Source organism: Microcoleus sp. N9_A2 (assembly GCF_036701775.1).
Taxonomy (GTDB): domain Bacteria; phylum Cyanobacteriota; class Cyanobacteriia; order Cyanobacteriales; family Microcoleaceae; genus Microcoleus.
In genome coordinates, this window is sequence record NZ_JAUBRH010000042.1 from 42,933 (window position 1) to 59,764 (window position 16,832).

Annotated in this window: 17 protein-coding genes and 3 pseudogenes; 6 read left to right on the top strand and 14 right to left on the bottom strand. The window is 43.2% G+C overall.

Annotated features, from left to right (window positions below):
- Nucleotides 1–512, bottom strand: a pseudogene (locus QUA44_RS21205) (hypothetical protein); the annotation flags it as partial.
- Nucleotide 513: 1 nt separating this feature from the next.
- A complete protein-coding gene (locus tag QUA44_RS21210; protein ID WP_333254096.1) occupies nt 514–1,929 on the bottom strand; it encodes an NACHT domain-containing protein in 1,416 nt (471 codons plus the stop codon).
- A gap of 293 nt (nt 1,930–2,222) precedes the next feature.
- Between QUA44_RS21210 and QUA44_RS21215 the strand changes: the two genes are divergently transcribed.
- From QUA44_RS21215 to QUA44_RS21225, 3 genes are read left to right on the top strand one after another with little or no spacing between them, the layout of a single operon-like run.
- Nucleotides 2,223–2,636: a hypothetical protein gene (locus QUA44_RS21215; RefSeq protein ID WP_333254094.1), complete on the top strand. Its 414-nt coding sequence runs from the start codon at nt 2,223–2,225 to the stop codon at nt 2,634–2,636.
- A complete protein-coding gene (locus tag QUA44_RS21220; RefSeq protein WP_333254092.1) occupies nt 2,623–2,859 on the top strand; it encodes an ATP-binding protein in 237 nt (78 codons plus the stop codon). Before QUA44_RS21215 ends, QUA44_RS21220 begins: the two co-directional genes overlap by 14 nt.
- A gap of 54 nt (nt 2,860–2,913) precedes the next feature.
- Nucleotides 2,914–3,633 (top strand): response regulator transcription factor, encoded by a 720-nt coding sequence (locus QUA44_RS21225; protein WP_333254159.1) that lies wholly within the window; start codon nt 2,914–2,916, stop codon nt 3,631–3,633.
- A 96-nt stretch (nt 3,634–3,729) separates the two neighbouring features.
- Here the strand turns inward: QUA44_RS21225 and QUA44_RS21230 are convergent, their stop codons facing one another.
- The gene (locus tag QUA44_RS21230; protein WP_333254157.1) at nt 3,730–4,692 is read right to left on the bottom strand and encodes a glycosyltransferase family 9 protein; all 963 of its coding nucleotides are present in this window, start codon (nt 4,690–4,692) and stop codon (nt 3,730–3,732) included.
- 172 nt (nt 4,693–4,864) lie between these two features.
- Here QUA44_RS21230 and ispD point away from each other — a divergent pair, with 172 nt between their 5' ends.
- Both ispD and QUA44_RS21240 read left to right on the top strand, forming a co-directional pair.
- Entirely contained in the window at nt 4,865–5,557 is a 693-nt protein-coding gene (ispD, locus tag QUA44_RS21235) for a 2-C-methyl-D-erythritol 4-phosphate cytidylyltransferase (protein WP_333254090.1), read from the top strand.
- Nucleotides 5,558–5,756: 199 nt separating this feature from the next.
- Nucleotides 5,757–6,407: a Uma2 family endonuclease gene (locus QUA44_RS21240; protein WP_333254088.1), complete on the top strand. Its 651-nt coding sequence runs from the start codon at nt 5,757–5,759 to the stop codon at nt 6,405–6,407.
- Between the two features lie 75 nt (nt 6,408–6,482).
- Here QUA44_RS21240 and QUA44_RS21245 read toward each other — a convergent pair whose 3' ends face one another.
- The 4 genes from QUA44_RS21245 to QUA44_RS21260 all read right to left on the bottom strand — a co-directional run bounded on the left by QUA44_RS21245 (nt 6,483) and on the right by QUA44_RS21260 (nt 9,486).
- The gene (locus tag QUA44_RS21245) at nt 6,483–7,220 is read right to left on the bottom strand and encodes an SDR family oxidoreductase (protein WP_333254086.1); all 738 of its coding nucleotides are present in this window, start codon (nt 7,218–7,220) and stop codon (nt 6,483–6,485) included.
- Nucleotides 7,221–7,300: 80 nt separating this feature from the next.
- Nucleotides 7,301–8,185, bottom strand: coding sequence for an NmrA family NAD(P)-binding protein (locus QUA44_RS21250; RefSeq protein WP_333254084.1), 885 nt, complete (start codon nt 8,183–8,185; stop codon nt 7,301–7,303).
- A 21-nt stretch (nt 8,186–8,206) separates the two neighbouring features.
- On the bottom strand, nt 8,207–8,632 hold the full coding sequence (locus tag QUA44_RS21255) for a nuclear transport factor 2 family protein (RefSeq protein WP_333254082.1): 426 nt from the start codon (nt 8,630–8,632) through the stop codon (nt 8,207–8,209).
- An 86-nt stretch (nt 8,633–8,718) separates the two neighbouring features.
- Nucleotides 8,719–9,486 (bottom strand): SDR family oxidoreductase, encoded by a 768-nt coding sequence (locus QUA44_RS21260; RefSeq protein WP_333254080.1) that lies wholly within the window; start codon nt 9,484–9,486, stop codon nt 8,719–8,721.
- Between the two features lie 188 nt (nt 9,487–9,674).
- Here QUA44_RS21260 and QUA44_RS21265 point away from each other — a divergent pair, with 188 nt between their 5' ends.
- The gene (locus QUA44_RS21265; protein ID WP_333254078.1) at nt 9,675–10,619 is read left to right on the top strand and encodes an AraC family transcriptional regulator; all 945 of its coding nucleotides are present in this window, start codon (nt 9,675–9,677) and stop codon (nt 10,617–10,619) included.
- Nucleotides 10,620–10,704: 85 nt separating this feature from the next.
- Here QUA44_RS21265 and QUA44_RS21270 read toward each other — a convergent pair whose 3' ends face one another.
- The 7 genes and pseudogenes from QUA44_RS21270 to QUA44_RS21300 all read right to left on the bottom strand — a co-directional run.
- Entirely contained in the window at nt 10,705–11,841 is a 1,137-nt protein-coding gene (locus tag QUA44_RS21270; protein ID WP_333309904.1) for a SagB family peptide dehydrogenase, read from the bottom strand.
- Nucleotides 11,833–12,027 (bottom strand): annotated as a pseudogene (locus QUA44_RS21275) (hypothetical protein); the annotation flags it as partial. The pseudogene QUA44_RS21275 and the gene QUA44_RS21270, both read right to left, overlap by 9 nt.
- Nucleotides 12,028–12,410: 383 nt before the next feature.
- Nucleotides 12,411–13,407 (bottom strand): annotated as a pseudogene (locus tag QUA44_RS21280) (IS630 family transposase).
- 75 nt (nt 13,408–13,482) lie between these two features.
- Entirely contained in the window at nt 13,483–14,889 is a 1,407-nt protein-coding gene (locus QUA44_RS21285; protein ID WP_333254075.1) for an FAD-dependent monooxygenase, read from the bottom strand.
- A gap of 41 nt (nt 14,890–14,930) precedes the next feature.
- Nucleotides 14,931–15,458 carry an aspartyl/asparaginyl beta-hydroxylase domain-containing protein gene (locus QUA44_RS21290; RefSeq protein ID WP_333309907.1) on the bottom strand — a complete coding sequence of 176 codons (528 nt, stop codon included), beginning with the start codon at nt 15,456–15,458 and terminating at the stop codon, nt 14,931–14,933.
- Between the two features lie 3 nt (nt 15,459–15,461).
- On the bottom strand, nt 15,462–15,698 hold the full coding sequence (locus QUA44_RS21295; protein WP_333254073.1) for a hypothetical protein: 237 nt from the start codon (nt 15,696–15,698) through the stop codon (nt 15,462–15,464).
- 40 nt (nt 15,699–15,738) lie between these two features.
- The coding region (locus QUA44_RS21300; RefSeq protein WP_333254071.1) for a YcaO-like family protein at nt 15,739–16,832 on the bottom strand (1,094 nt) is incomplete at its 5' end.

Here is a 16,832-nt window from a genome sequence, read left to right on the forward strand (position 1 = left end):
GAGGTGACGGCGACTGCATTTACCGATTTGCTGTGACCTGTGAGGGTGCGTAGTAGTCCCCTGCGAGGAGGAGTTAAACATGGTGTCAAAGGACGCAACCAAGGTGCTGCTTTCCCCTGCTTGGCTGCCTCCAGCATTGCCTGAATTTCTGGGATTTCAAGGTACAGTAAGTGCCCTAACAATTGCCCTGCCAGTTGCGTCCTATCTCGCTCCAAAATATCTCCTGACATCCAGAGTACCGTTTGAATCAAGTTCAGAGCTTTCGCTTTTTCTGGGTTGTACTCTGGGTGAGTTACTGCTTCTGAATCCTCAACCAAATTGAAATCATCAATAAGTGCCTGCACGCCAAACTCAGGATGCTGAATCTTTGCCATCAGGAAGTTAAAATCAGTGAGTTTTTGATAATACTTTTCTAAATTCCCTGACTTGACATAATTTGGCAGTAAGCTGCCCAGATAAGCACGTTGATAGGAAAGTGGTTGGGCCGCTAACTTGTCAGCAAATTCTCCCATCTCACGCCATCCCCTCTTCTAAATACTCAGTAATCCGTTGATTTACTTCCTGAAAAATTCTCCGCCTTGAATCCATCTCCCGTTTGGCTTTCAGAAAGTCAAGGAAACTAGCATGATAGATGGTATAGCAGATTTCTCCGTCTACATTCTGCTTTTTCAAATACTCAACCCACTCATCTTCTAAAACCTTTTTCACATCGCATTGATCCACCTTGGCAACTCCAGCAACCATGTCGCAGGGAATGGGCGTGGCAATCTCTAGTAAAATATACAAGACAATCTCCATCAATTGCCCAGGCTTAGCATCTATCTCCATTCGCACCCAATGGTTTTGATAATATTCTTGCAGCCCATCGGGCAATTGCCTTAAACTCAAGTCATTGTAATCACCCTTAGCAATTGCCGGCAAAACATACCGCAAATACATAAAATTATTTTCGCTTTTGTTTGCCACTTCCTCGACAAAAGTTGTATCGGGAACCTTGCGGGTTTGAATCCAGTTTTTCAGACCATCTTTATAGTCATGATCGGTATTTATAACAAAGCGAATATATTCTTTGATATCCTCCTGATTGAAGTTAACATATTTTTCGTCTCTTAAATCTAACTCTTTTTCTGGAACATCTACTAACAGCCGCTTTTTATCGAGGCTATAGGGTCGCCTAGTCAGCAAAAAATATACGTTATGGGGCATATTTCTCGGCAAATGTAAAAGATTTTCTCCCGGTTCTTGTTCAACTTCATCTAGTGCATCAATTGCAATTACCAAACGATCGCCCGCCGTGAGTTTTCCCGCCACCTTTGCCAGTAAAGTTGGTAAATCGGCGTCTTCTGAATTTGGCAATTGATAGCGGTCAATTAATTGCCGGCGAATGCTCTTCAAAAACAATTCTGGTCTGTTGCGGCGTTCGACGAGAATATTAAAATAGCAGGGAGATTGATGTTCCCAGACGTATTTGGCTGCGATCGAGCTTTTGCCCATTCCCGCATCCCCGACGATCGTAAAATAACCGTGAGGATTGTCGGTGATAAATTGCTGAAAAGTCTCAAAAACAAATTGGCGTCCGCAAAACCTCCGAACTTTTTCTTCTATTAACGATCTAAATTCTTCAGGGTAGGGGGCAACTACTGGGTCGGGTTTTGGATAATACTTCTGTTTTAATTTTATAAACAATATATCCAATTTGCCGGCACCGTTTTGGTCAAGAAGTTGAGGAAAGCTATTTCCAAACTTCTTGTAAATCACTCCCAGCCGCTGTTTTACAGTAGCTTCTGATATTCTTAATTCTAGTGAAAGCTCTACCTGATTGCGGGGGGATTTTTCAGGAGAGAAGAGTGCTGCTAATAATGTTTCTGTTTGTTCCATCGATAATCCATGTCTCACTGATTCGCCTTTAAGGAATTCTTGCCAATCCATCTAGGTTAACCCCTAATTTAACTTTATTACAACTTACGCGTCATGCACTTAAATCATCCTGAGCCTTGCCAATGAGCTCTGAGACGGCTGGGATGCTTCGCAGTCCTGAGCCTTGTGAAGGATAGGGACTCTGCATGAATGTAGTTTAATTATACCTTGAGTATACTTTGATTATACCGACCTCTAATAGACCTAAGTTTATACCTCTGGTCAACTTCACTTCATTAAAGTGATGCGATGATTTGATCAGAACACAAACAAGCAGTTATTGATAAACAAGAGAGGTCAGTCAAATGAATTTTAAATTATTCGGCAACTCGCACAGTGACGAAGATTTTAGTGAAATCGATGAAATAGGCAAAATAGGTATAAAACTTATTGGCAAAATTGCCGATGAGCTAAGTTATACCCGCACGTCTGCTGGTCGAAACTGTCTGTTAATTGTCAAATATTTTCAGCCCAGTATAGTACCACCCCAACCTAGCACTCAAGCGGATTTTTTCAAGCGTGCGATCGACGTTTTACATAGCTTTAATTGGCTTCAAGAGCAACGAACTCCCCAATCGGATCGAAGTTATAACCAGCCACTTCACAAAATAAAGCTTCAAGTAAGTAGCGACCTCAAGTCTGTTACTCAAGTTTTATGGTGGGTTGAGCAGTTTTTTAGAGCCTCTACCCATTCCCGAAACAGTTTTGCAGCTTTGTAAACTTGCTGCGATCGAGGGTTTTGCCCATGCTGTGCGCCACGCCCACACAAATCTGTCAGTGGAAACTCCGAAAATCGAGCTGGCGATCGCAGTATTTAACGAACGCCTAGAGATCGAAATATGGGATTGGGGAAAGCCTTTTGACCTCAAGACAAAGCTGAAAGAAGAATTGCCAGAAAAAACTCTGTTTAGTTGGAACGACTTGGGCTTTACTCTTCACTAAAGCTGTTCTGTAATTGCCAGCTTTAAATTGACAAGAGAAAGGAACTTTTTTGTGATGATTACTGATATTACCCCCAAGATTCTGGTTGTGGATGATGACCCATCCATCCGCACTCTAGTTCATCGTTTTTTGAATCAGAAATATCAAGTAGATTCGGCAGCAGATGGCGAGACGGCTTTAGAATTGTTTGAGAAATTAAAGCCACTGCTAGTAGTTCTCGATTGGAATTTGCCGGATACTACAGGCTATCACCTGTGCCAGGAAATGCAGCGCCGTACTAATGTTTTTGTGATCATGCTAAGCAGCCGCACAGACGAAGCTGATAAACTTAAAGTCCTGTCCGCCGGTGCTGATGACTATATCTGCAAACCCTTTGGTCTGGCGGATTTGGCAATTCGTATAGAAGTTGTGTTGAGACGCATGAGGGCTGTGACTCCATCACGTATTGTATTCGATCAATTCGCGATCGATTCAGCACGTCGGGAAGCAACACTCAACGATCGCATTATCAAGTTAACAACCTTGGAATTTAATATTTTGTATTTTTTGGCAAGTCATTCCGGTCAATCTTGGAGTCGCCAACAGCTAATCGAAAAAATCTGGGGGTGGAACTGCAACGACACAGGAGAAGAGAACGTTGTTAGCGTGCATATCGGTCAGATTCGCAAGAAAATGATTCAAGTTGATGCTACGGGGTCGCAGTTTATTAAAACTATTCGGGGTTACGGTTACAGGTTCGAGCCGCCCTCGTGCACTACAATGGCAATTTCCTAAGCTCATCCACATTAACCACTTGATTTTCTCAAAAACCTAGCCTCTAGATATGGGTTCCCAGGCACAGCCTGGGAACCAGCTAAGATATCCTAGTTTTTAGCCGCCCCAAACCTTCTTCAAAACATCTTGAGGAGAGATGTCTGCCATTTTGCCAGTAGGAGATTTAATGCCCAAAAATCGATCGCTCTTTGGCAACAATTTCGCCGGTTCAGTTGGGCCAAACAAAGCTATTGTATAAGTTTGAACCGCCACAGCTAAGTGCATCGGCGCACTGTCAGTACATATCATCAAATTAGCAGCAGCAATTGTCGCCGCCAACTTGCCGACATCATCCGGCGAGATAACTTTTACATTCGGACATAACTCGACTAACTTTGTCACGAAGTCTGCATCTTCGGGGCCTTTCACAACAACAACAGGCAAATTCGGCTGCCGTTGCTGACAGTCTTCGATGATTTGCTTCCACTTGTCTGTAGGGTAAATTTTGTCAATACCTTTAGACACAGCTAATTGACTGGAACCGCCGTGAATTAGAATGTATCCGCTTTCTTTTACGCCCAACCGCTGCTGTTCGGCTTCCGCCCACTGAATGTCCTGTTTTGGTACATTAATTGCGATCGCCGGACAAGGATTTGTAATGTTAAATCCTTGCAGCAAATCGTGGTACATTGAAGCCGCGTACTGTTCAGTTTTCAGCGGTACCGCAGCCGTGAGAAATCGAGCACCGTTGGTTCCCGAATAGCCAACTCTCTGCGGAATGCCGGTCAGCCACAGCAAAAGTCCTACAGTCCACCGCTGGCCGAGGGAAATAACTGCTTCGTATTCGCGATCGCGAATTACGCCCAGTAAATTGCCCAAATCTGCCATAGCGTTGCGGTCTTTGAAATTGTACGTCAAAACTTCTTTGACGGATTTGCAGACTCGGTAAGCACCCTTTGCCCTCGGTTCCACGATGACATCAATTTGCGCGTCGGGATAAGACTGCTTGAGGTCATCAAGAGTGGGGAAAAATAAAATTTGGTCGCCAATCCCGCCAGGGACAAGTGCTAGTATTCGCATCATAAACGATCGGGCTATTATTGATCGAGGTAGCTCTCAGAGATCGGCTCTCAACTATCAGCTTATAGTATTTCTAGACCTTAAAAGCTAGTGGCTGATAGCTAAACAACTGACTCAAAAGTACAGGACGCTCTTATTATATATATCTAGTTGGGTTAAAAACGGTTAGTAAATGCACTTATTAATTCCTGCAGCAGGTTCGGGGCGACGGATGGGGAGTCAGCGCAACAAACTGCTGCTGACTTTGCTGGGAAAACCTTTGCTGAGTTGGACTTTGGCTGCTGCTGAAGCTTCGCAGCACATTAGCTGGATTGGCATCATGGGCCAGCCAGACGATTTTCCTGATTTTAAAGCAATTGTGAGCGATTTATCTTTGGTTAAGCCCGTGGAACTGATTAAAGGAGGCGCCACCAGGCAAGAGTCAGTTTACAACGGTTTGCAGGCTTTGCCTCCGTCGGGCGATCGAGTCTTGATTCACGACGGCGCGAGGTGTTTGGCAACTGCTGAATTGTTCGATCGATCTTCCCAAGCTCTCTTAAGCTGTCCCGGCTTGATTGTCGCCGTCCCGGTCAAGGATACGATTAAGGTCGTAGACGAGTCTAGAATCGTGCGAGACACACCAGACAGAAGCAATTTATGGGCAGCCCAGACTCCCCAAGGATTTGAAGTGAAATTGTTAAAGCAGTGTCACGAACAAGGGCGACAAAAAGGTTGGGAAGTGACAGACGATGCGGCTTTGTTTGAAAAATGCGGTTTACCAGTGCAAATTGTGGAGGGAGAAGAGACGAATTTGAAAGTCACAACACCGGTTGATTTGGCCCTCGCTGAATTTATTTTACGGCAGAGAACAGATAAGAGCAAATAGAATTTGTTGACTATTTTTAAGAACGGGCAAGATGCCCGTTCCACAATCAATAATTTTATTAATTGTGGAACAGGCATCTTGCCTGTTCCTTTGCACGGGCAAGATGCCCGTTCCACAATCAATAATTTGTTAATTGTGGAACAGGCAAGATGCCTGTTCCTTATGTTATCTTAGAAATATCATAGCTGGAAGTAAACATATGATTTCTGTTGCGCCGATCGCACCACCGTTACTCATAGGCGAAAAGCGAGTAGTGTTGAGAAATATTACTTGGGATGGTTATCAACAACTGCTCAAGATTTTGGGCAATAAACGAGCGGCTACATTGACATTCGATCGAGGGACTTTAGAAATTACCAGGCCTTTAGAAGAACACGAATTTTCTGCACGCTTAATCGAAAAAATGATTTGGATTTTGGTTGTAGAGCTAGGTTTGAAGATTAAAACAATGGGTTCGACAACCCTCGATCGATCGGACTTAGAGCGCGGTGCAGAGCCAGATAATGCCTATTACATCCAAAATCAACCCCTCGTAGCCGGTCGTACAGTAGATTTAGCCACAGATCCGCCACCCGATTTAGTAGTAGAAATAGATATTACCCATACCGATATTAACAAGCCTGCTCTCTATGCCAGTATGGGAGTACCGGAATTTTGGCGTTACAATGGTAGAGAATGGCGAATTTATAAGCTGGAGAACGATGAGTATTTGGAAGTATCGGTCAGCCCCACTTTTGCGATACTTCCCAAGTCCAAGCTCTACGAATTTTTGGCAGCAGCGCAGCTAGATGAGGTAGAAGCAGAGGTGAATTTACGCAACTGGGTGAGAGAGATGGCGAAATCTAACTAGCGAATTGGGCATTGGCGGTCGCCAGATTACGAGCTTCATCACACCGTATGTTCGAGAGAGAGTTTTCCTGTTTCGTTAGTAAGGGCTTGCTGTTGGTCGGACAATAATTTCGCTAACATCAACATCGTCAGGTTGTTCGATCGCAAATACAATCGATCGCGCGATGGCAGCAGCAGGAATAGCTATTCTGCGGAATTCTTGCATTCCCGATCTTGCAGTTTCATCAGTGATGCTCTCGGCTAACTCAGACTCGGTTACTCCCGGAGAAATCACCGTCACCCGAATGTCGCCCCCAACTTCTTGTCTCAATCCTTCTGAGATGGCTCTAACGGCAAATTTAGTCGCACAGTAAACAGCAGCAGTTGGAGAAACCGCGTGTCCGCCAATGGAAGAAAGATTAATAATCTGACCTGATTTTTGTGCCTTCATGACGGGAAGTACGGCGGCAATACCGTATAAAACACCTTTGATATTGACATCAATCATGCGATCCCATTCCTCAACTTTCAGTTGTTCGAGTGCGGATAGGGGCATGATGCCAGCATTGTTAATCAGGACATCTACGCGATCGAACTTACTTTGGGCAAATTGAACGATATCCTCCATTTGACTGCGTTGCGTCACATCTAGAGCCTGGTATTCGGCGATTCCACCCTCCGCGCGAATGTCCTTGGCGATCGCTTCTAGGCGATCGGTGCGACGTGCGCCTAAAACAACTTTTGCGCCCTTTTTAGCAAGCAACTTAGCACTGGCTTCACCGATTCCACTACTGGCTCCAGTGATAATGATCACTTTCCCATTTAAGTTAGACATTGAAATCTTCTATTCTTGTGATGTTACTGAAAATTTGAGATTATTTTGTTGAAACAGCTCTTCGAGAGTTCCCGTCGCAATCAAGGCGCGAGGGCATCCCATAGTTTGTTCTTAACAAACTGTTCAAACGTTGTTGGTGTAACTGCTTCAGGGGTTCTGGCTGTCGCATAAACTCCGTCAGGATCGCCCAGGGCAATAAACAAATTCCCTAACTCTGTTTGTACATCAGGTGTTGCGCCAAACGAAGCTAGTTGCTGTTGGATCGATTCAATAGTCACCTGAACATATTCGATCGGGCGATGTAACACTTGTGAAAGAATAACAGTTGTTTCCAAGAGCGTTAAATTTTCTGGCCCCATCAAATTACGAGTCCACTTACCTGCCCAACAATCATCGAGTAGATATTTCGCGGCCTCATCGCCGATATCATCCGTACTAATCCAAGGAATATCGTGGTCACTAGCATAGGGGAAGCTTACGCTATGGTCTTGCTGAATCAACTTGACTTGATCCAGGAAATTCTCCATAAAATAGCCGGGACGCAGATGCAGCAAATTTGCTGTGGTTTGGTTGAAAATCGATTCAACCTCACCAACGAATGAGACAGTACCTAAATTTGGTTTTGCACCTGCACCAACGCTAGAAATATTGACCACTCGCTTGATGCCGTTTTCGCGCACTGCTGTGGCTCCCGCCATTGCCGTCTGGATGTACCAGTTGGATAAGCTTGGCGTGTCGAGTTTCGGTGGAGTCAGCCAAAACAAAGCATCTGCATTTTGCGTTGCTTCGATCGATCCTTGAGGATCGTCACTGCTAATTTGCTTCACTGTCGCACCTCGCTCAACTAGATCCGCTAACTTCTCTGGATGTCTTGCCAACAGAACGGTTTCGGCTCCAGCTTGTATCACTTTCTCAGCGGTGCGCCGTCCAATATTGCCTGATGCGGCTGCAATGACAATTTTCATAGCTCTCCTCTTTTAAATGTATTAGCCCCGGCTGAAAAATTGGCGCAAATTTTGGGTGTCGCCCATTGCATCAATAACGGGGACAGGGTTCCAGTATTCACGGTAGTGAACGATCTTTCCATCCTTGGTTTCTAATCGCATCACATAATCTTGTTGATAGTGGCGGCCTGTGGCCACGATCTCGGCTTCCCCATGAACCTCGGCAAATAGAACATTAGGGTTTGACGTTTGATATTCGCAAACATTCGTGAATATTAAATCTTGCATCTGTGCCACCATCTTTTTCATGTGGTTGTAGATGGCAGATTTGCCTTCAATTCGTTCAGGCGCATTCAGAGCAGCAGCATACGGAAATTCAACAACTGCATCTTCAGCAAATAAATTTATCCAAGCTTCGGTATCCTTGCCAATCAATGCGAGATGGTCAGTCAAAAGCTGTGTAGTCATATCTTCCTCTTCTATTTCACCTTAAAATTGGATGGCTCTCACTCGAAATCTCCTATTTCTGTCCCTTCTGTTGAGGTTAGTTGGAATTAAACAAACTGACCGCCAGAGACTTCGATTCTCTGTGCATTCACCCATCTGTTTTCTTCGGATAGCAAAGAGGCGATCGCACCGCCGATATCATTAGGCAGACCGACGCGACCCAAGGCAGTTTGCGAAGCGATAAAGCTGTTAATCTCAGGATTGTCACGCACCGCACCGCCATTAAAATCCGTTTCAATTGCGCCTGGGGCTACCACATTCACAGCAATCTGTCTGTGTCCTAATTCCTTAGCCATATATCGGGTCAAAACTTCGATCGCTCCTTTCATGCTTGCATAAGCTGCATAGCCAGGTAGAGCAAAACGGGCAAGCCCAGACGAAATATTGACTATCCGTCCTCCATCATTGATCAAAGGCAGAAGTTTCTGCGTGAGGAAGAAAACGCCTTTTACATGAATATTCATCAAGCGATCGAAATCATCTTCGGTGGTATCAGCAAAAGACGCATGAACCCCAATACCAGCATTATTTACGAGGAAATCAAAATGCTCTGTCTGCCATTTATCTTCAAGTGACTGCTTGACTTGTTCCACAAAACCGTCAAAGGTTTTCGTGTTTGAAGTATCCAGTTGCAGTGCAACCGCTTGAGCTCCGATATCGGCGATCGCAGATACGACATTTTGGGCATCCTCCTCGCTGTTGCGATATGTCACGATGACATCAACTCCTTTTCTGGCAAGAGTCAAAGCGGTATTTTTGCCAAGTCCTCGGCTCGCCCCTGTTACCAATGCGATTTTTGTCTGATCTTTGGTCATTGCCTTATCCTTTTAGTGTTTCATTCAGATGTGTTCATCGTATGAGTAAAAGCAAGAATTTTGAATACACAGACCTCGCAATTTATTGCCTAATCCTCCAAAACCCTATTTTAGGAATGGCTCAAGATGCTCTATGATGAGCAAAAGGAAATGGTTAAATCAATCAAAAAACTAGCAGGGCGATTGAAATGCTCAACCAAGTAATAAACCAAGATGCGTTAGCGAAGCCCTCGAAGAGGATCGCTAATCAATGTAAAGAATTGGCGGCATTAGTAACTCGGCACACTGAAGGCAAGGGGAACGGTTTTCATAAAACAGCTATAGATAAGCTGGAATTTACGCGAGAATCTTCAGTTGCCGCCGCACTGCACGGTGTCTATCAACCTATTCTCGGCATCATCGTTCAGGGCAAAAAAGAAGCGTTGCTGGGTGAGGAAACCTATCGTTATGGCGAGGCTCAATATCTTGTGATATCGGTTGATTTGCCTCTGAGCGGATTTGTTGTAGAGGCCACTCCCGACAAGCCGTATTTAGGATTCAAGCTGAATTTAGACCCTCGCCAACTCTGCGATATTATCACTGCCCAAACCAGTCCAAGTGCGAATAAGAAAGAAAACTCTGTCAGAGGTTTGTTTGTCAGCACCGCCGATGCACCGTTACTCGACTGCGCCCTCAGACTGACACGACTTTTGGATACGCCGCAGCATATCCCGATGCTGGCACCGATGATTATCCGCGAAATCTATTATCGTCTTTTAATGGGTGAACAAGGCGAAGCTGTCCGCCAAATAGCAACATCGGGGAGCAATATGCAGCGGATTGCCGAGGTGCTTGAACAGATTAAGACTGATTTTGCACAACCGATGCGGGTTGAGGATTTGGCAGGTAAAGCGAGTATGTCTGCTTCATCTTTCCATCACCATTTCAAAGCAGTGACATCAATGAGTCCGCTTCAATATCAAAAGCAATTAAGACTATTGGAAGCGCGTCGCCTGATGCTTGCCGAAAACTCCGATGCTTCCAATGCAGCCTATCAGGTGGGTTATGAAAGTCCCTCACAGTTTAGCCGCGAATATTCTCGGATGTTCGGTGCGCCACCGATTAAAGATATTGAGCGTTTACGCATGGGTTGAGCATAGATATTTAACCGATTTATCTATCTTTTAATAGTGACTTTTGAGCGCCCTCAAGCCAGTTGCTCCTTGAATATTCAGGCATTCATAGAGTCGATCGACCATCAACTTCCACGGCATCATTCTCTTTCCGACTACCAAGCACAAATTCTCCAACAGATGTCTCAGCGTAATAATTGCATCCTACTGCTTGAGCAAATAGCTCGGAGTCACCACTCCCAATCCCGCAAGGAGCAAGATTCATAGCTGTTGCTACTAAATACATAGTTTGGTATAAAGCACCAACGTGTTTCAGCATGAGTGCGTAGGCTATAGATTCATACTTCCAAGCTAAACGTTGGAAACGAGCGGTAATCACAATTAGGACTTGAGGTTTGCCTTGTCCCATTGCCATACCAGCATCCTTCAGTAAAGCTTCCACAGCTTCGGTTTCGCCGGAAATACAAGACAATTCATGAGCTTGTGGCTGATAGTAATACAAACCAGGCCAAATATCTTGGCAGCGATCGACAACAGGATAAAGTTCGAGTTCATATATAGCTCCACCACTAGGATAAGGACGACTGAGAAGTTCGCCCTGGTCGGTTTGGATCTGGTTTTTGATTCGGGCGCAACGATAGAGAAATTCTCCTAACTGTTGAGCAGTTATTGGCAATTCTCCATATTCTCGAATCGAGATTCTACTTTCCAAAATCTGAGTGAAAGAAATATCTGAAGTTATGAGATTATCTAAATTTGGTTGATCTAGTTTTATGGTTTTCTCGGCTGTCCGAGGATGCAGGGCTGGCAGAGGATCGATCTGACCTAAAAAACGGTAAGTTCCACCAACCGGATTAGAATGTCTGCCGCTACGACTGCGAGCATGAAACAGTAAGTCGTGGAATTCCCATTGAGCTAGGGTGACATCGGCTTGTTCTGAAATAGTGCCATATTCAGACACTTCACACAGCATTTGCGTACTCAAAAGTAAACTAATAAATTCCTGAATTGTATTGAGATTAATTGCCTTAATTTCTGTTTCTATTTCACTGCACTTACAAGGATGAGCTAGTAAACCGATGATAGCCATTGCTTGCCAATTTAATAGATGAACCGCCATTTTTGACAAGGGTGACTCTAAGAGTATATGTCCTTTAAGTTGATGAATATAGGCAAAATTTGACAGTATATACTGGCGATCTAAAACAGCCATCCGTGGAATAAACTGACAATCTCTAGTCATTGGTTTAGCTGTAGCGATGCAACATTCTTCTGTAGCAACAGAATGACACAGCCAACCAAAATGAGTAAATCTTTGCAGGTACTGATAAAAGTTGAGAACTATAAAGTCTCCCCGGTCTTGTTGTAACCAGTTGTTGATTGTCTCCAAGGTTGCACCATTATCTGCCAGTGCAAACAATGCTTTTTTAGCCCTGGTTGTACTGCTTTAAAGGTTAACTTGTGATGTGGAGATGCCAGAACAATTTGTTCATCTTCATTTTGAAGAACAGAGACATCACTGTTAAATGTGAGGATAATTCCAGATAAGGGGTAGTGCATCGCGCTGATGTGGTGAAACAGTTGATAATTGACAGTAGACAGTTGACAGTAGAGACGAACTGCTGTGAACGTCTGTACATAGGACTTGCGATTTAAACCTCGCCGTAAAAATAATCCGCCTAAAAGCCGGGGATGCCAGACCCTTTTTACTTGGTAAGGTGAATTGTTGCGATTGCTGGCTAGTCATTCCTGAAAATACTGCTATGAGGGCGGCGTTAGCGATCGCTCCGTCGAGATGGCATGATTAAGTAGTTAAGCAAAATTAATTACATAATTATCTCCAAATTCTTTAAAAATTTTTTCTACAGATGAAACAAGAGATTGCCAGCTAGAGTAGGCATCTATTTCGAGCCATTGATATTTTATAAACCGCCACAAAATCTCAATTAAATTCAATTCAGGTGAATAAGTCGGCAATTCAAATATAGTTAAACCGCGTTTTTTCCATTCTTCAATTTTCTCGAAAATGGCATGAAGAGTATGAATAGAAGCTTGATCTACTACAATAACTGTTGGCCGCTCCACCACAGCAAAGAAAGTATCTATGCAGGCTATGATTACATCATAATTAATAGTCTGCTCTGAAACATAAGCATGAAGAGTGTTTTGCCGATTCATGATTCCCAAGACATTTAAACGCTTAGTTCTACGACTATCAATTGACAAATATTCACCAATATCTTGCCATCCATAAGGGACACAAGGAATGCCACAAAATCCGGATTCATCCAAATAGTATAAATCAATTTTTCCCTCATCTTCTAATTGTTTTAATTCTGACAATTTTTCTTTTTTTCCCTTGTATTCTATGGGGTCTGGCTTGCCGCCAACACCTCGACGCATCCTATGCTAACTCATATTTTTTTTTAATTATTCTCTTAATTGTTTCCGTACTTGTATTAATACACCATTCTTCTTTAATTTTTTGTACTACTTGCTTTAATTGTTTTGGTAGTAATTTTACCCAGTCCTTAATTTGATCTGAGTGTGCGGAATTAAATGTTTCTTTTCTGCCTCTACCTGGTTTATTATATAATCCAAGCATTCCCTCATTTTCCCATCAATTCAACCAGTTATACATGGTCTTATAACTAACTTTAAAGATCTTCATCAAATTTTCCTTTTTGATATTTTGTGAAACCAAAATTAAAAATTGTGCTCTTTGACGCACTTGATGATGTCTGCTTTCGCGATAAATTCGGTTTAGCAATTTCAAGGAAAGTGGATTGATATCTCGAAGTAAAAACATATAAAATTTCTTTGAATACAACTTGATATTTTCAGTATATCATATTAGTTGATTTGTGTAATTAATTTTGTTGAGCTACTTATAATTAGCGATCTTTCTGTTCCAAACCTGTTTTGCCACATTGGAGGCGAACTTCAGATTAAACATGGCAGTGGGAGTCTTAACCATGTGGCGAATTTCCATTAAGCTTCGGTAACTCTCAGGACTGCTCTTCAATAACGCTTCAACTTCCTGCCAATATTGCTTGGAAAGCCGATCGATCCAATTGAGCTTTTTACCTGTCGTTGTTGCATCCACGGGTGACAACCAAACTCGATCGCGATTTGTCGCCATCATCCAAGCAGCTTGTAAACTTTGGGCAAGTTGCTGTTGAAAGCGATCGCTCAATCCTGTTAAATCGGTTCGAGAGCGAAATTGCCGATCGAGACACCGATCCAACTCTATAGCACCGATAGCAGCAGTAGTCATGCCCTGACCATAAAAAGGATTCAAGGCAAAGACGGCATCTCCCATGACTGCAAACCCCTCTGGTAGTTTCAACTTTTCGTAGTGGCGCAACCGATTTTCTGTGTTGCGGAAGCTGTAGATGGGAGAAACAGGCTTGGCATCTTTGACGGCTTTGTAGAGGGCAAGATTGGATAACGATCGAGCAAATTCTAGAAAACCCTCTTCATCCGTCGGCGGATAATCTCGATTAAAACCATAAAGACTCAGCACCCAGCGGTTCCCTTCCATCGCCGCCAGTACGCCGCTACGCGATTCACGGGGGGATTTGGACATCACCAGCAGCGTTTTCCAATCTGCATCCAAATGCTGAGGGCGATCGTACCAGCGAGTTGTATAGCCTAAAAAGGCGTTAACTTTGGTTTCAGCAGGAGTCGGATAGCTTAATTCCTCCAACCACTTGGGCGCATGAGATTGTCGTCCGCTAGCATCGACAACTAAATCGGCAGTTAATTCTCCCAACTGCAAGGTATCGCGATCGAGTAATTGCACCCCCGTAATTCTAGACTTAGTTTCGTCAGTTAACAGTTTTTTTACCTGAGTAGCATCTAGAAATTGTAGGCGATCGCATTTGAGCAAACGACTACGAATTGACCACTCTAAAAGACTGCGACTGCAACTAGGAACAATTAAATCTGAAGCACAACGAGGAAAAGCATCCCCTTGGATCAGAGTTAAAGTGTCTGAAATTTGATCGGTCAAAATTGCACCAGCACCCACTAATTCTGCTTCCAATCCAGGAAAAAGCTGCTCTAGGATGTTATTACCTCGTTTCAGCAGTCCATGAGAATGTACTGTTTGAGGCACTCCCGATCGCGCCCCAAGCTTTTCTGGCAAGGAATCACGCTCAACTACAGTGACAAATGCAAAATGGTTGAGCAACACTCTGGCTGCCAGCAATCCCGCAATGCCACTGCCAATCACTAAACCATGACTGCCGTTGCTAACAGCTTGTTGTCGTTTTTCAAACTTAGACATAATTTCTAAATTCCTCGTTTTAGTTAATTCTCCCGATCGGTCTACAATATTTTAAAAAAAGTCTTTTCCAAACGTTTATCCCATTCATGCTGGTTCTTGAGACCATTTTTTACCAAGCTGGAGTTAGCAATAAAACTAATCAAATACTGATTAATTACTGACAAAGGAAATAGCAATGGTCTGAGTACATCAAAAAACAACACAACCCGAATCCAATCTGTATCGTTCCAAACTTCATGCTGATAACAATCATCAAATATTAAAGCCTTGCCTTCTTGCCAAAATGCCACATCGTTACCAACGCGCATTCTACATTTGAAAAAAGGTTGAGGAATAATTAGTCCTAAATGACAACGAATCACGCCTTTGTAATATCCACGATGCTTTGGGATGTGTTTGTGAGGCGAGAGAATTGAAAAAAAAGCTGTTGTAATTCCGGGAATTTGTTCAATTATGTTGGTAGTTTCAGGACATCTGGTACAATTTTGTTCAGCTTTGAAACCATAGCCATATAAAAAATATGTTTTCCAGCGATCGTCCTGAGTAATTGCATATTGTTCGGGAGATATATCTTAAAAATTTGGTAACTCCTCCCTATGTTTCAGAATTTCATCGAGTTCTTGTCTAATTCTTGACCAGTTAGCTTCTAAGGTTTCTACCCAGTCAAATTCCTGATTAGTAAAAATATTGGGATTTCCCACCAAAGAAAAACGAGCAATTAATTTTTCAAAAGATGCACATGTTGTCATCACAATTAAGAAGTTAAACTTTTTAATCATCTGGCTAAAAGCTTGATAAATCTTCCGCATATTAATTCTCCTTTTCTTGATAAAGCTTAAAAAAGCCGGGTTAAAAAAACATGGGAATTGGGTTAAGCTGCTCTTCTGTCAGTGGCACTGATAGCCAGCCCATTTGCACCGGAACATCATAGAGTCGCCCCGCCGCAAACCGATCCCAGAAATGCCGCAATCCAGGAACAATCACCTTGACAACGCTCAATCCTATATCTGGACGAGTTTGGTCGAGAACTAGGGTTTCTAAACCACGACTAGCAGCAATTTCCACACAGGCAATCACATCTTGTTTTAGATCCCTGCTGTCATATTTTGGGTAATCAGCATAGACTTTCGGCTTCACACTGCGATCGGGAACGAGATAAGGCTGATTTGCTAATGTGGCTTCTTTATACCAGTATTCCGAATCTGGGTTATCAAACTCTTTTTCGGTGTGATGCTGCGACAAAACTGCCATGAATTGATTTAGCTCAGTAACTGCTCGGAGGATCGCAATTTTAGGGTCAAAATGAGTCCCAAAACCAAGTGCGATCGATTCTGAAGTTTGGTTGTCGCGTCGAACTATGGCAGCAAAAGACGGAATATTGAAATCGCTAGTAATATCGAGAACCCAAAGTTGATAATTCTGACTTTGGTAATAATCTCGCAAGGCTTGCAGATAGGGTTCATCAAAACTATCTAAATCCACAGCAGGGTGCTGGATGCGGTTGTACCACCACAGGGCTACACAATCTCTTTCCACCAATTCCATGAATCCTTGGAGAATTGCTTCCTCTAAACTATTGCCTGCTGCGTTGCCATTAGAATCTCCGATACAAAAACGATGACCATCTACAAGTGGATAACGGTAGTAACAGTAAGCAGTGGGCAAATATTTGAATTGTTGCTCAGTTAGCGACCACATAGGTGTCCAATCTATTTCTTTGTCTCGATCGAATACTTCAGGAACCCAAGCAAAATCTCCATGCTGAACGTTCCATTTTTCCCGTTTTTGGTATTGGGAATCGCTATACAGAGCAAAGTCGTTAGGATGAATTGCGATAGATTCTAGTTGAGCATAAGTTCCTTTAATCTGAGATCTTGCACCATTCTCAATTAGCCCTTGCATTGTGTACCCAAATGTGAAATAAAGGGCGTATAAACAATGTG

Bases quoted from the DNA above. Each gene is read 5' to 3' on its own strand.
- QUA44_RS21210 (WP_333254096.1), bottom strand. From the start codon at position 1,929: ATGGATTGGCAAGAATTCCTTAAAGGCGAATCAGTGAGACATGGATTA.
- QUA44_RS21215 (WP_333254094.1), top strand. From the start codon at position 2,223: ATGAATTTTAAATTATTCGGCAACTCGCACAGTGACGAAGATTTTAGT.
- QUA44_RS21225 (WP_333254159.1), top strand. From the start codon at position 2,914: ATGATTACTGATATTACCCCCAAGATTCTGGTTGTGGATGATGACCCA.
- QUA44_RS21230 (WP_333254157.1), bottom strand. From the start codon at position 4,692: ATGCGAATACTAGCACTTGTCCCTGGCGGGATTGGCGACCAAATTTTA.
- ispD (WP_333254090.1), top strand. From the start codon at position 4,865: ATGCACTTATTAATTCCTGCAGCAGGTTCGGGGCGACGGATGGGGAGT.
- QUA44_RS21240 (WP_333254088.1), top strand. From the start codon at position 5,757: ATGATTTCTGTTGCGCCGATCGCACCACCGTTACTCATAGGCGAAAAG.
- QUA44_RS21245 (WP_333254086.1), bottom strand. From the start codon at position 7,220: ATGTCTAACTTAAATGGGAAAGTGATCATTATCACTGGAGCCAGTAGT.
- QUA44_RS21250 (WP_333254084.1), bottom strand. From the start codon at position 8,185: ATGAAAATTGTCATTGCAGCCGCATCAGGCAATATTGGACGGCGCACC.
- QUA44_RS21255 (WP_333254082.1), bottom strand. From the start codon at position 8,632: ATGACTACACAGCTTTTGACTGACCATCTCGCATTGATTGGCAAGGAT.
- QUA44_RS21260 (WP_333254080.1), bottom strand. From the start codon at position 9,486: ATGACCAAAGATCAGACAAAAATCGCATTGGTAACAGGGGCGAGCCGA.
- QUA44_RS21265 (WP_333254078.1), top strand. From the start codon at position 9,675: ATGCTCAACCAAGTAATAAACCAAGATGCGTTAGCGAAGCCCTCGAAG.
- QUA44_RS21270 (WP_333309904.1), bottom strand. From the start codon at position 11,841: ATGACTAGAGATTGTCAGTTTATTCCACGGATGGCTGTTTTAGATCGC.
- QUA44_RS21285 (WP_333254075.1), bottom strand. From the start codon at position 14,889: ATGTCTAAGTTTGAAAAACGACAACAAGCTGTTAGCAACGGCAGTCAT.
- QUA44_RS21295 (WP_333254073.1), bottom strand. From the start codon at position 15,698: ATGCGGAAGATTTATCAAGCTTTTAGCCAGATGATTAAAAAGTTTAAC.